At 67.1% G+C, this 12,757-nt stretch carries 13 protein-coding genes; 6 read left to right on the plus strand and 7 right to left on the minus strand.

Annotation, left to right across the window (positions count from 1 at the left end):
• Window positions 1-88 precede the first annotated feature (88 nt).
• Window positions 89-1,345 carry a hypothetical protein gene (locus PSR88_RS22610; RefSeq protein WP_016884143.1) on the plus strand — a complete coding sequence of 419 codons (1,257 nt, stop codon included), beginning with the start codon at window positions 89-91 and terminating at the stop codon, window positions 1,343-1,345.
• A gap of 65 nt (window positions 1,346-1,410) precedes the next feature.
• Here PSR88_RS22610 and PSR88_RS22615 read toward each other — a convergent pair whose 3' ends face one another.
• Window positions 1,411-1,629 (minus strand): hypothetical protein, encoded by a 219-nt coding sequence (locus PSR88_RS22615; RefSeq protein ID WP_237724173.1) that lies wholly within the window; start codon window positions 1,627-1,629, stop codon window positions 1,411-1,413.
• Between the two features lie 12 nt (window positions 1,630-1,641).
• Between PSR88_RS22615 and PSR88_RS22620 the strand changes: the two genes are divergently transcribed.
• On the plus strand, window positions 1,642-2,343 hold the full coding sequence (locus tag PSR88_RS22620; RefSeq protein WP_237724172.1) for a methyltransferase: 702 nt from the start codon (window positions 1,642-1,644) through the stop codon (window positions 2,341-2,343).
• Between the two features lies 1 nt (window position 2,344).
• On the opposite strand, the gene PSR88_RS22625 is transcribed toward PSR88_RS22620, so the two are convergent.
• Complete coding sequence (locus PSR88_RS22625) at window positions 2,345-3,223, minus strand: A/G-specific adenine glycosylase (protein WP_029539632.1); 879 nt, start codon at window positions 3,221-3,223, stop codon at window positions 2,345-2,347.
• A 100-nt stretch (window positions 3,224-3,323) separates the two neighbouring features.
• On the opposite strand from PSR88_RS22625, the gene PSR88_RS22630 reads away from it, so the two are divergent.
• Together PSR88_RS22630 and PSR88_RS22635 are read left to right on the plus strand one after the other, a co-directional pair.
• Window positions 3,324-3,950 (plus strand): carbonic anhydrase, encoded by a 627-nt coding sequence (locus tag PSR88_RS22630; RefSeq protein ID WP_005244926.1) that lies wholly within the window; start codon window positions 3,324-3,326, stop codon window positions 3,948-3,950.
• Window positions 3,951-4,009: 59 nt separating this feature from the next.
• A complete protein-coding gene (locus PSR88_RS22635; RefSeq protein ID WP_016884140.1) occupies window positions 4,010-4,774 on the plus strand; it encodes a hypothetical protein in 765 nt (254 codons plus the stop codon).
• Here PSR88_RS22635 and PSR88_RS22640 read toward each other — a convergent pair.
• Genes PSR88_RS22640 through PSR88_RS22650 form a run of 3 tightly spaced genes read right to left on the minus strand, consistent with a single transcriptional unit; the run spans window position 4,767 to window position 8,635 of the window.
• A complete protein-coding gene (locus tag PSR88_RS22640) occupies window positions 4,767-5,729 on the minus strand; it encodes an asparaginase (RefSeq protein WP_016884139.1) in 963 nt (320 codons plus the stop codon). The two genes, PSR88_RS22635 and PSR88_RS22640, sit on opposite strands and share 8 nt — an antisense overlap.
• A 15-nt stretch (window positions 5,730-5,744) precedes the next feature.
• The gene (locus PSR88_RS22645; RefSeq protein ID WP_016884138.1) at window positions 5,745-7,190 is read right to left on the minus strand and encodes an amino acid permease; all 1,446 of its coding nucleotides are present in this window, start codon (window positions 7,188-7,190) and stop codon (window positions 5,745-5,747) included.
• Window positions 7,187-8,635 carry an aspartate ammonia-lyase gene (locus tag PSR88_RS22650; protein ID WP_009477520.1) on the minus strand — a complete coding sequence of 483 codons (1,449 nt, stop codon included), beginning with the start codon at window positions 8,633-8,635 and terminating at the stop codon, window positions 7,187-7,189. The genes PSR88_RS22645 and PSR88_RS22650 overlap by 4 nt, the downstream gene beginning before the upstream one ends.
• A 220-nt stretch (window positions 8,636-8,855) precedes the next feature.
• Between PSR88_RS22650 and PSR88_RS22655 the strand changes: the two genes are divergently transcribed.
• Window positions 8,856-9,575: a FadR/GntR family transcriptional regulator gene (locus PSR88_RS22655; protein WP_009477521.1), complete on the plus strand. Its 720-nt coding sequence runs from the start codon at window positions 8,856-8,858 to the stop codon at window positions 9,573-9,575.
• Between the two features lie 15 nt (window positions 9,576-9,590).
• Here the strand turns inward: PSR88_RS22655 and disA are convergent, their stop codons facing one another.
• Window positions 9,591-10,676 (minus strand): DNA integrity scanning diadenylate cyclase DisA, encoded by a 1,086-nt coding sequence (gene disA / locus PSR88_RS22660; RefSeq protein ID WP_016884137.1) that lies wholly within the window; start codon window positions 10,674-10,676, stop codon window positions 9,591-9,593.
• 85 nt (window positions 10,677-10,761) lie between these two features.
• Between disA and PSR88_RS22665 the strand changes: the two genes are divergently transcribed.
• A complete protein-coding gene (locus PSR88_RS22665; protein ID WP_037197754.1) occupies window positions 10,762-11,325 on the plus strand; it encodes a PaaI family thioesterase in 564 nt (187 codons plus the stop codon).
• 20 nt (window positions 11,326-11,345) lie between these two features.
• Here the strand turns inward: PSR88_RS22665 and radA are convergent, their stop codons facing one another.
• Window positions 11,346-12,728, minus strand: a complete 1,383-nt coding sequence (gene radA, locus PSR88_RS22670) for a DNA repair protein RadA (protein WP_037197752.1) — start codon at window positions 12,726-12,728, stop codon at window positions 11,346-11,348.
• Window positions 12,729-12,757 lie beyond the last annotated feature (29 nt).

Genomic DNA, 12,757 nt, shown 5'->3' on the forward strand with positions numbered 1-12,757 from the left:
GAAGTCTCCCTAGGGTGTCTATCCGCATTCGCCACGCGTCGTCGAAGCTAGCTGAACACCGCAGTACGGATGAGAGGCGAGTTTCGCATTGATTTCCGAAACGCTGCTCGAAGCCGAGCAGAAATTTGTTCGTTCCGGCGTGATCGGCGTCGGAGGCGCGTGCCTTCAGGCTGCTGAAGCGACGACCGATGAATTGTCTGGACGCAATATCGAGAATGCGCTCCGACAATGGGAGGCGGGACACGCGGAGTTTCCCCATGCGGCTGTCGCGGCCCATTATCAGACGGTCGGGCGTAACGGGGTCCGGCCCCACCTGGTCGCCATGCTGCAAAACTTCCATGACAACAACCGTGCGCATCCTGTTCTCGGTGCCTGGCTACCGATGACGTTCGATGCTCAGAATGGCGACTATCTGTCATATGTCGGGCTCGACTATTTCGACCAGGTCGTCCGGTCCGATGACGCGCAGCGCGTGGACGCATTCGTTGCTGCCGCGGCCATGGACCTCGCGTTGTTGGAGGCGCGAGCACTCGGGAGGTCGGCACACGCCCCCCAGGTGGTCCGGACGCGCGCAGTGACACGGGTCGTGACCCAACTCGACAGGCTCGCACCCGATTTCTCGCTCGATCCTTCCGTCGCTGCGGCCGGTCTTGCGGCGCTGGCTCAGCCGGGCGCCGACTACAGTTCGTTTGCTTCACACGCCGCGCCGGCGCTGAACGGTGTCCCCGAAGAGATCGGAAGTGCAGTTCGGCTGACGTTGTTGCCGACGACGCGCCTGCACGACGAGCAGATGTTCATCCGCTGCATCCAGATCTTCGAAGGTCTGTATCGGCAAGTCGCGACAGCGATTTCGAGGGCGATCCGTGACCTGGGTCATGGTCTAACCGCAGTGGCAAAGAGTCGCCTCGACCGGGCGTCGATCCGCCTCGAAGCGGTGCCTGCGCTCTTCCGGGTTCTCACGACGATGCCGGTTGACGCCTTCTCGATTATTCGCGGCTTCACCCATGGGCGGAGCGCGGTGCAGTCGCGCGCGTTTCGTGAAGTGGAGTTCGCCTGCGCTCCAATCGATCCCCGTGACTTCGAGCATATTGGGAAGATCGATGTCGGGGACACTACGTTGCAGGACGTGTATCTCTCGATGCGGAAGACGCATCCGGATGCACACGTTCTCGAGGAGGCGATGCGGCGCCTGGACCGTGCGTGGGTTGCGATGAAGCGCGGCCACTGGGGCATCACCCTGAAAGTCATCGGAACGGTACCTGGCACCGGCGGTACGGCAGGCGCGTCATATTTGAAAGATGCTGCGATGATGTCACTCTTCCCGCGGCTGTCCGAGGTGGCGTGAACATGAGCGATGTCAACCACCGAGTGAGAAAGCAAATCATGGGATACATCGTGTCCCAATCTATTTCAGCCGTCTGCGAACTGGGTGTGCCCGACCGATTGGCGGACGGTGCGTGCTTGCTCGGCGATCTCGCGGCGAGCGTGGGCGCCGACGCCGACGCACTCGGTCGATTCCTGCGGGTCCTCGTCGCGGAAGGCTTGTTTGCGGAAGTCGGTGGAGGGCGATTTGCGTTGACGGAGGCCGGTGAGCTTCTGCGGGCAGACGCTCCGGGCTCGCTTCGTCACTTGGTCGGCTTGATGTCGAACGAGGCCTACCTCGTGTGGGGGCACGCAGCGCATTCGATCCGGACGGGGAAGGAGTCGTTTTCAACGGCGTTCGGAAAGCCGTACTTCGAATGGTTGTCCGAGAATCCGTCGGCAGCCGATGAGTTCGCACGGGGCCAAGCAGGGCTGGTCGAGTTGCGTTTGCTGCCTTTGCTCGACCACGACTGGTCTGACGTGGGAACGGTCGTCGACGTCGGTGGCGGGACCGGCGCGCTGATCACCCGGTTGCTCGATCGGCACGCGCATCTACGCGGAGTTTTGTTCGATCTGCCTCATGTGGTCGCGGAAGCGCCGTCGACGTTTGGTTCGGCGGGCATCGGTGAACGAACGACAGTCGTGGGCGGAAGCTTCTTCGACGACGTCCCAGGCGATGGTGACGTGTACGTGCTGTCTCAGATTCTCCACGACTGGGATGACGCGTCCGCCGGCAAGATCCTCGGCAGTTGCCGGCAAGCGATCCCGCCAGGTGGACGATTGATGATTGTCGAGCAGGTCCTGCCGGAATCGGCGACAACCCACCCCATGGCTCTGCTGGATCTCCACATGCTGGTTCTCCTGGGAGGTCGCGAGCGCACGATCACCGAATGGCGCCGACTGTTGACCGACCACGGATTCACGCTGGATTCGATCACGCAAGGTCCCCGGTCATCCGTCATCGAAGCGGTTCCGGTGTGAGCTAGCTGCCCTCGCCCGCGAGGGCGAAGAGTCCGTCGTCGGTCTGTTCGACGAGGCCGTCGATCAGCAGGGAGTGGAGGGCGCGGTCGCGTTGGCCCGGATCGCCCGGCCACACCTGGTCGAGCCGCACGCGTTCGACCGGGGAGGAGCTCTCACGGAGTACGGCCATGAGCTTGCCGCGCACCTGACGGTCGGTTCCGGCGAATTTTTGGACCTTCCGGCGCTCACCGGTGTGCGCGGGACGTCCGGCATCCACCCAGGCGCAGCTGGGGAGCGGGCAGCGGGCGCATTCGGGGGAGCGTGCGGTGCACACGGTGGCCCCGAGTTCCATCAGGGCCGCGGAGAACGTGGCGGCCCGCGCGCGGGTGCGGGGTAGCAGCGCGGACACGTCGGCGAGGTCACGCGTCGTCGACGGATTTCCCGTCTCGGCGCTTCCGTGCACGGCCCTGGCCACCACTCGCCGGACGTTCGTGTCGACGACGGGGACCCGCTGTCCATAGGCGAAGCAGGCGACGGCGCGCGCAGTGTAGGCACCGATACCCGGCAGGCCGAGGAGAGTGTCGACGTCGCTCGGAACCACGTCGCCGTGTTCGGCGGCCAGCACGCCGGCGCACTCGTGGAGCCTCAGCGCGCGACGCGGGTAACCCAGCTTGTCCCATGCGCGCAGTACGTCGGCCTGGCTCGACGCGGCCATGCGGGACGGGACGGGCCAGCGCCGCACCCATTCCTCCCAGATCGGGGCCACTCGGACGACGGGCGTCTGCTGCAGCATGATCTCGCTCATCAGGATGTGCCAGGCGGTGACGCCGTCGCGGCGCCACGGCAAATCCCGGGCCTGTACGTCGTACCAGTTGATCAGCGCGGCGGAGTCAACGGCCACTTCGTCCTCACAAGTCCCTTCGTTCACGGGGGAAACAGATTTTCCGCGGTTGTCACATTCCCGTCGCGACGGTGCGTCACGCCCGGTGCACAATGATCCCATGCCTAATTCCAACCCCGTGTCCGCGTGGAAGGCCCTGCGTCAGGGTAACGACAGATTCGTGAGCGGTACCTCGCTCCATCCCAGCCAGGGCATCGCCGATCGCGCGAAGCTCGTCGGCGGCCAGCACCCCACGGCCGTCCTGTTCGGATGCGGAGACTCCCGCGTCGCCGCCGAGATCATCTTCGACCAGGGTCTGGGCGACATGTTCGTCGTCCGCACCGCCGGTCACGTGATCGACGACGCCGTGCTCGGGTCCATCGAGTATGCCGTCGGCGTGCTGAACGTGCCGCTCATCGTCGTGCTCGGTCACGACAGCTGCGGGGCCGTCAAGGCGACGCTCGACGCCCTCGACGACGGCAACGTGCCGCCCGGATTCATCCGCAGCATCGTGGAACGGGTCGCGCCGTCGATCCTCATGGGACGCCGCGAGGGCCTCAGCACCGTCGACGAACTCGAGGGCCGCCACGTGGTGGAGACCGGTGCCCTGCTCATGCAGCGGTCGCGCATCATCGCGGAGAAGGTGGAGAGCGGCGCGTGCGCCATCGCGGGTGTCACCTACAAGCTGTCCGACGGCCGCACCCACCTGCAGGGCGCTGTCGGTGACATCGGTGAGCTCACGGACTGACCGCGACACGCCGCACCCGCTGAGCCGTTGCCGCGCGACGCCGAACTACCGTTGACGTCGTGCTGGAACCGAATGGACCGTTGCCCCCCGAGATTTACTGGCGCCGCAGGGCGCTGGCGATCGGCGGCGCCATCGTCGTGTTGCTGCTCGTGGTGTGGTTGATCAACTCACTTCGTGGTGGCGGTGACTCCGAGACGGATCCGGCGGCAGCGAGTTCCTCGTTGACCACTCCTGTGTCGATTTCCCCGACAGCCTCGGGTTCGTCCACGTCCAGTGGCGGATCGGGCGGTTCCGGTGGCGGCGGCGGTGGCGCCGCTGCCGCCGGCGGGGAGGCCGCCTCGGGCACGTCCGGTTCGTCCGGGGCGTCGAGCAGCGGTGCCTCGAGCAGCGCTGCTCCGAGCGGTCAGCCGGTCGCGGCGGGACAGTGCCCGGACCAGTCGCTGGCCATCAAGGTGGCCGCCGACAAGCCGACGTACCTGGCAGGTGAGGAGCCGAGCTTCACCACGGTCGTCACCAACATCGGCACCACACCGTGCGAACGTGATCTGGGCAGCAGCCTCCAGCAGGTGCTCGTCTACACGATCGACGGCGCCGTGCGGCTGTGGTCCAACATCGACTGCTTCCCGCAGTCCGCTGCCGACGTGCGGACCCTCGCGCCCGGCGAGCAGGCTCAGTTCACCGTGAAGTGGTCGGCCAAGACGTCCGCTCCCGACTGCCTGACGCAACCGGAACCCCAGCGCGATCCGGTGGGGCCCGGTGCGTACACCGTGGTCGGCCAGCTCGGTCTGCTCCGCAGCGCGCCGGAGCCGTTCAACCTCAGCTGATCCTCGGTGCGGGGTCGATGCGTGAGCGTCGATCGAATTCCTTGTCGAGGTCGGTGTGCTCGGGGTCGGCGAGCAGCGCCGCGAGGAGGATGCGGGCCTGACCTGCTCTGAGGTCGGTGGAGAACAGTGCACCCGCCGAGACGAGGTCGTGCCCGCCGCCCCCACCGCCGTACGTGGCGGAGGTCGGGCCGTTCGGCACCCGGGTGGTGACCACGACCGGGATCCCGGCGGACGCGCAGTCCCGCACCGCCTCGACGATCGCCGGGTTCGCATTTCCGGATCCGAGCCCGTCGAGCACCAGCCCCTGGGCCCCGGCGGCCCGGCACGCGTCGATCTGGACGCGGTCGGCCCCCGGATAGGCGGCGACGATGTCGACGCGGGTTCCGGAGATCGGATGCCACGCCAGTGGATCGAGACGTCGCCGCGGGGTGACACCGGCGGGGTGGACGGATCGGAACGCGTCGAGTGACGTCGTGTCGACCTTCCGCGTACCCGACGCCGGGTGCAGGGCGCCTCCGAACGCGATGAGCACACCTGCTCCGCGCAGAGCGGGGTCCGATCCCGCGGCGACCGCGTCGGCCAGATTGGTCTGGGCATCGGATTCCGGGTGGTCGAACGTGCGTTGCGCACCCGTGAACACCACCGGCCGCGGGTCGGCGTGGTGGAGGTCGACCAGGAATGCCGTCTCCTCCATGGTGTCGGTTCCGTGGAGCACGACTACCGCGTCGAGATCGGGATCGCGAAGTTCCGCGGTGACGGCGTCGCGCACCCGGTCCATATCGGCGAACGTGATGCTCGAACTGTCCTTCGACATCACGTCGACGACACGGAGTTCCGTCCCGGTCCACGCATTGCCCAGCAGGTCCGGGCCTGCGACCACCGGCCTGCTGACACCCTGCCCGTCCCGCATGCTGGCGATGGTGCCTCCGGTGGTGACGATGGCGACTTTCGGCACTGTTGTCCTCTCTCGCTATCCGGTCGGGCGGTCCGAGGCCAGGCTGCGGATGCGGTTCCGCGCGCCGAACCAGCCGATCACCAACAGTGGGGCGATGATCGCGATGGACCCGACGGTCCAGGTTCCGACGGGGTGATCGAACGCCATCAGTATGACGACGCATCCGAGGAAGACCAGCGTCAGGAGCCCGGTGTAGGGGGCGCCGAACATCCGGAAACCGGGCCGGGTGAGTTTCCCTTCTTTGGCGAATTTCCACAGTTTCAGCTGGCACAGCACGATCACGGCCCAAGCGCTGATGATCCCGAGCGCGGCGAGGTTCAGCACGATCTCGAACGCCTGTGCGGGGACGACGGCGTTGAGTCCGACGCCGAGCAGGATGACGAATCCGGTGAGGGCGATGCCGCCGTACGGCACTCCGGATTTGTTCATCCGGGCGGCGAACGAGGGCGCCGATCCGGCCATGGCCATGGAGTGCAGTATTCGGCCGGTGGAGTACAGGCCCGCATTGAGTGAGGAGAGCGCGGCCGTGAGCACCACGAGGTTCATGATCGCGTCGGCGCCCTGCACGTTGATGGAGCCGAAGAACGTGACGAACGGGCTCTCGCCGGCGTGGTACTCGGTGTAGGGGAGCAGCAGCGACAGCAGCAGGACGGACCCGACGTAGAAGACCAGGATCCGGATGATGACCGTGTTGATCGCCTTGGGGATGACCTTCTGTGGGTTCTTCGTCTCGCCCGCAGTGGTTCCCACGAGTTCGATCGAGGCGTAGGCGAAGACGACGCCCTGGATCACCACGACGGCGGGCAGGATTCCGTTGGGGAAGAGTCCGCCGTTGTCGGTGATCATGCTGAAGCCCGACGAATGTCCTTCGATCGGCGTTCCGAACAGTACGAAGTAGATGCCGAAGCCGAGGAACGCGGCGAGGGCGACGACCTTGATGAGGGCGAACCAGAACTCCAGTTCACCGAACACTTTGACGGAGACGAGATTCAGTCCGAGGACCAGTACGACCGCGGCGAGGGCGAAGACCCATTGGTCGACGTTCCCGAGCGGTGCCCAGTACTTCTTGAAGAAGTTCATGTACAGCGCGACGGCGGTGACGTCGACGACGGCCGTCATCGCCCAGTTCATCCAGTACAGCCAGCCTGCGGCGAAGGCCATCTTCTCGCCGAAGAATTCGCGCGAGTACGACACGAACGACCCGGAGGTGGGTCGGTGCATCACGAGTTCCCCCAGGGCCCGCAGGATCAGGAATGCGAAGAACCCGCAGAGGGCGTAGACGAGCACGAGTGCGGGGCCGGCTTGCTGGAGGCGCCCGCCCGCGCCCATGAACAGGCCGGTGCCGATCGCTCCGCCGATCGCGATCATCTGGATCTGTCTGGGGCCGAGCGCTTTCCGGTAGCCGAGGTCTTCCTCGACGAAGATGTCTACGCCGGAGGTGTCGTCCTTCTCGATCGTCACGAGACCACCTCCGCGGCAGCGGCGACGGGTGTCTGCCGTGGCGAACCGGACGCTCTCAAGTTGGCGAGGTGCTCGGGGCTGAGGAGGCGGTCGAGTTCCTCGCGGTCGAGCAGACCCGCCTCGATCACGAGGTCGGCGACCCTGCGGCCGGAGACCAGCGCTTCCTGCGCGATCCGAGTCGAGGCGGTGTAGCCGATGTAGGGGTTGAGCGCGGTGACGAGTCCGATGGAGTCCTCGACCCGGGCACGCAGCAGATCGGTGTTGGCCGTGATGCCGAGTACGCAGCGGTCCGCCAGGATCCGGCAGGCGGCGCCGAGGTGGCGCATCCCCTCGGACAGGGAGTGCACGATGATCGGCTCGAACGCATTGAGCTGGAGCTGCCCGGATTCGGCGGCCATCGTGATGGTGACGTCGTTGCCGATGACCTCGTAGGCCACCTGGTTGAGGACTTCCGGGATCACCGGATTGACCTTGCCGGGCATGATCGACGAACCGGCCTGTACCGGTGGGAGATTGATCTCGTTCAGGCCCGCGCGCGGCCCCGACGACAGCAGGCGGAGGTCGTTGCACACCTTCGACAACTTGACCGCGATCCGCTTGAGCACGCCCGAGAGGTGGACGAACTGACCGACGTCCTGGGTTGCCTCGACCAGGTCTGTGGCCAGGACGAGGGGGAATCCGGTGAGTTCCCGCAGCGTGTCGCAGGCTGCCTCGGCGTAGCCGGCGGGTGCGTTCAGGCCCGTGCCGATCGCGGTGGCGCCGAGGTTGATCTCGTGGACGAGGAGAGCGGCCTCGTCGAGGCGGGTGCGGTCCTCGTCGATCATCACCGAGTAGGTGGCGAATTCCTGGCCGAGTGTCATCGGCACCGCGTCCTGGAGTTGGGTGCGCCCCATCTTCACGGTGTCGGTGAACTCGACCGCCTTGGTCGCGAAGGCCTCCTGCAGGACGCGCATCGCGTCCAGCAGGTCGTCGATCGCGAAGATCGTCGCGATGTTGACCGCGGTGGGGTAGACGTCGTTGGTCGACTGGCTGAGGTTCACGTGCTCGTTGGGATGGAGCTCCGCGTACTCCCCGCGCCCGTGTCCGAGGATCTCGAGTGCCCGGTTGGCGATCACCTCGTTGGCGTTCATGTTCGTCGACGTCCCGGCGCCGCCCTGGATGACGTCGACGACGAACTGCTCGTGCCAGCGGCCGTCGACGATCTCCCGGCACGCCTGCCCGATGGCGTCGGCCCGGCGGTGGTCGAGGATCCCGAGTTTCTCGTTGGCGGTTGCCGCGGCCCATTTGACGTAGGCGAGCCCGCGGATCAGATACGGGTTGGTGGAGATCGGCCGGCCGGTGATGGGGAAGTTCTCCACGGCCCGCAGCGTGTGGATTCCCCAGTAGGAATCCGCAGGCACTTGGCGGTCGCCGAGCAGATCGTGTTCTGTTCGCGTTTCGAGCACTTGATCATTCCTCACGGGGATTCGCGCGAGCTGCTGCTCTGCACGGATGCGGTGGACGGAGTCTGCTGCTCGAAGAGGTAGATTTCTCGGTCGAGCCACCCGGCTATCCACCTGCCAGGCTGTCAGACAGGTGCAATTGTTACCTCGCTCACTTGCAGGCGTCAACCCCGGGGGGTGTTCCGTATTGACGCTGCGGGCGGGGCGTGAGCAGAATATCCCCATGAACCTGTCAGACAGCTGGGCAGCCAGGCGTCCTGTCACGGCGCGGGTCAGCGCCGCGGAGGCGGTCCTCGCGGATCTTCGTGACGCGATCACGTCGGGTGAGCTGTCGGTCGGTGAACGACTTCCGTCCGAAGCATCCCTCGCGGCGCGGCACGGGGTCAGCCGGTCGGTGATCCGGGAGGCACTGCGGTCGTGCCATGCGCTCGGACTCACGGAGACGAAGTCGGGCCTCGGCACGTTCGTCGTCAGCGATTCGATCGCCCGAGACCTCGACTTCGGGAACTACGCGGCCAACGAACTCGTCGAGGCGCGCCCGCACGTGGAGATTCCCGCCGCCGGATGGGCGGCGCAGCGGCACACCGCCGAAGACCTGGCCGCCCTGCGCGGCCTGGTGGACCAGATGCGGGACGAGGACGATCCCCTCGTGTGGGTGTCCCTGGATGCGCAGTTCCATGCGTTCATCGCCCGGACGAGCCGGAACCGCGTGTTCGAATCCGTGATCGTCGACATCCGCGAGGCGCTCACCCGGCAGTCCGAAACGCTGAATCTCGTTGCGGGGCGGCAGCAGAAGTCGAACGACGAGCACGACCGGATCGTGGAGGGCATCGCCTCCGGAAGCTACGACAAGGCCGCCCGCGCCATGGCCGAACACCTGGACGCGGTCCGGGTCGCACTGGAATCCGTGGTCGGAGAAGCAGGCCCCGACCGCCGGCAGTAAGGACGAGAACAGGCCCTAGTCGTACGGGCCGGAGATCGACGTCTCGGCGAGCCGGGACAGGCCCTCGCGGATGTGCCGGGCCCACAGCCCGCCGATTCCCTCCACCGACTGCAGGTCGGCGGCGGTCGCGGCGAGCAGCGACTGCAGCGTCCCGAACGAGCCGACGAGCCGGTGAATCTGGTTGAACTGCAGTCGGGGAACGCGGGTGAGGACGCGGTAGCCGCGAGGACTCATCGGCGCCTCGAGCGCTTCGATGGTGCCCGGATAGCCGAACGCCCGGGCCAGCGTCGTGAGGTCGAGAAGGTCTGCGTCCGTGATCCGGTCGAGCGCAGAGAGCGATTTCGCGACATCCGCGGCCGGTGCCGGGCCGGTGCCGGCCAGGTAGTCGCGCACGATGAGTTCCCTCGCCACGTCGTTGTCGCCGACGAGTTCCTCGAGCTGCAGTGCGAGCTGACGCCCGTCCGTGCCGAGTTCGAGGACGTCCTGCTCGATCTCGACGGACACGCGGCGCACCATCTCCAGGCGCTGCACCACGGTCAGGGCGTCGCGGAGTGTCACGAAATCCTCGATCTCGACCACCGACAGCTGACGGGTCACCTCGTCGAGCCGTGCCTTGTACCGCTCGAGGGTGGCCACCGCCTGATTGGCACGCGACAGGATCGTCGCGGACCCGTCGATGACGTGCCGGATGCCGCCGACGTACACGCTGACGATGCTCATCGACTGACTGACCGACACCACGGGGTACCCGGTCTGCATGGCCGTCCGCTCGGCGGCGCGGTGACGCGTGCCGGACTCGACGGTCGGGATCTTGTGGTCGGGGACCAGCTGGACGTTGGCGCGCACGATGCGGGACCCGTCGGTGGACAGGACCACGGCGCCGTCCATCTTCGACAGCTCACGCAGACGGGTCGGCGCGAACTCGACGTCGAGCTCGAAGCCGCCGTCGCAGATCTCTTCCATCTGCTCGTCATAGCCGAGGACGATCAGCGCGCCCGTGCGACCGCGCAGAATGCGCTCCAGGCCGTCGCGAAGTGCCGTACCGGGAGCCAGCCGGGCTATCGTTTCGCGCAGCGCAGCCGACGACTCGGCATCGTTCATCGCGCAATACTCCCGCTGAGGTAGACGTCACTTGTCGGGGACCGCCGCGTAAACACGTCCGGACCCGCGTTTAGATTACCTATCCATGAGTAGTACCTGGACTTTGCCCGACGACCTGACCCTGCCCGCACCGGTCGGCAGCTTCCCCGCCGCAGGTCAGCCCGTGCCGCAGCACTGGTCACGGTGCTTCGGGTGCGGCGACCAGTCGCCTGCCGGGATGTCGATGAGCTTCACGGCCGGGGAGGGGCTCGACGTGTGGGGCCGACTCGAGGTGGCACCCCGCTACCAGGGCGGTCCGGGAGTGATCCACGGGGGCATCCTCTCGACCGCGTTCGACGAGGCGCTGGGCATGGTGTGCCGATCGATCGTCGACGGTCCGGTGGTCACGGGTCATCTGGAGATCGACTTCGCCAGGCCCATCCCGCTGGGTTCCGTCCTCGAATTCCACGCACGCATCGACGGATCGGTCCGCCGCAAGGTGTATGCGAGCGCCGAGGCGCGCATCGTCGAGGGGCCGACGGCCGACCCCGACGTGGTGGTGGCGACGTCGCGGGGACTGTTTCTCACCGTCACCGCCGAGCACTTCGAGAAGACCAAGGATTTCGTGGACGGCGTGCCGGAGCGCCCGTTCGGCACGTCGTCGATCTGAGCGACATCTCGATCCGACCGTCACCGCAGTGACGCGATGGCTGCCCCCAGGTTCCCGACCTCGGTGACCTTCATGCCCTTCGGGGCCGCCCCGGAGTCGAGGGGAACGATGGCGCGGGTGAATCCGAGGCGGTGGGCCTCCGCGAGCCTGCGCCCGACGCCGGGTACCCGGCGGACCTCGCCGGCCAGTCCCACCTCGCCGAGGATCACCAGTCCGTCCGGAACCGGCTTGTCCTTCACCGCGGACGCGACGGCGAGGGCCAGCGCGAGATCGGCGGACGGTTCGGTCATCCGCATTCCGCCGACGGTGGCCGCGTAGACGTCGTTCTTCGCGATCGGCACCCCGCACCGGCGGTCGAGCACGGCCAGGACCATGGCCACGCGGGCGCTGTCGAGCCCGCTCACGGCGCGCCGGGGTGCGGGCATGGACGTGGCCGCCACAAGCGCCTGCACCTCGCCGAGGAGGGGCCGTTTGCCGTCCATCATGACGGTGACGGCGGTACCGGGAACGGCCTCGGCGCGGTGGTGGAGGAACAGTCCGGACGGGTCGCTGATGCCGGCGATGCCGTCTTCCCGCAGTTCGAAGCAACCGACCTCGTCGGCGGCGCCGAAACGGTTCTTGACGCCGCGCACCATCCGCAGCGTGGAGTGCTTGTCGCCCTCGAAGTGCAGCACCACGTCGACGAGATGCTCGAGCGACCGTGGTCCGGCGACCGCACCGTCCTTGGTGACGTGGCCGATGAGGAGCACCGGCACGCCGCTTGCCTTCGCGAGGGAGGTGAGGGCGCTGGTGACTGCCTTCACCTGGGTGACTCCGCCGACCACGCCGTCGACGTCTGCGGCCAGCATGGTCTGCACCGAGTCGACGATCAGCAGGGTGGGACGCACCTGCTCGACGTGGCCGAGGATGGTCGCGAGGTCGGATTCGGCGGCGAGGTAGACCCGCTCGTGGACGGCGCCGGTGCGGTCGGCGCGCAGTCGCACCTGCCCGGCGGATTCCTCACCGGTGACGTAGAGGGAACGGTCGTCCGGGCCGCGGCGGGCCCACTGGTGGACCACCTCGAGGAGGAGGGTGGACTTGCCGACGCCGGGTTCGCCGGCGAGGAGAACGACGGAACCGGGCACCACGCCGCCGCCGAGAACACGGTCCAGTTCGTCGATGCCCGTGGGCTTGGCGCGGGTGGACGTGCTGTCGATCCGCGTGATCGGAGTGGCCGGGGTGGACGGAAGTACCGCTCCGGCGCCGGCTTTCGCGAGCGAGGCGCCGGGGCGGCTCGCGACGGACGCGACGATCGGGGCCTCGTCCATCGATCCCCAGCTACCGCACTCGGGGCACCGGCCGACCCATTTGGGAACCGTGCACTGGCACGACGAGCAGCGGAAGCTGGTTTTGAGTTTGGCCACCGGGCCAGCCTAGGTATCGGGTCCGACAG

Source organism: Rhodococcus sp. DK176, assembly GCF_038447315.2.
Lineage (GTDB): Bacteria > Actinomycetota > Actinomycetes > Mycobacteriales > Mycobacteriaceae > Rhodococcus_F > Rhodococcus_F jostii_A.

Bases quoted from the DNA above. Each gene is read 5' to 3' on its own strand.
- PSR88_RS22620 (WP_237724172.1), top strand. From the start codon at position 1,642: ATGTCGAACGAGGCCTACCTCGTGTGGGGGCACGCAGCGCATTCGATC.
- PSR88_RS22630 (WP_005244926.1), top strand. From the start codon at position 3,324: ATGCCTAATTCCAACCCCGTGTCCGCGTGGAAGGCCCTGCGTCAGGGT.
- PSR88_RS22655 (WP_009477521.1), top strand. From the start codon at position 8,856: ATGAACCTGTCAGACAGCTGGGCAGCCAGGCGTCCTGTCACGGCGCGG.
- disA (WP_016884137.1), bottom strand. From the start codon at position 10,676: ATGAACGATGCCGAGTCGTCGGCTGCGCTGCGCGAAACGATAGCCCGG.
- PSR88_RS22665 (WP_037197754.1), top strand. From the start codon at position 10,762: ATGAGTAGTACCTGGACTTTGCCCGACGACCTGACCCTGCCCGCACCG.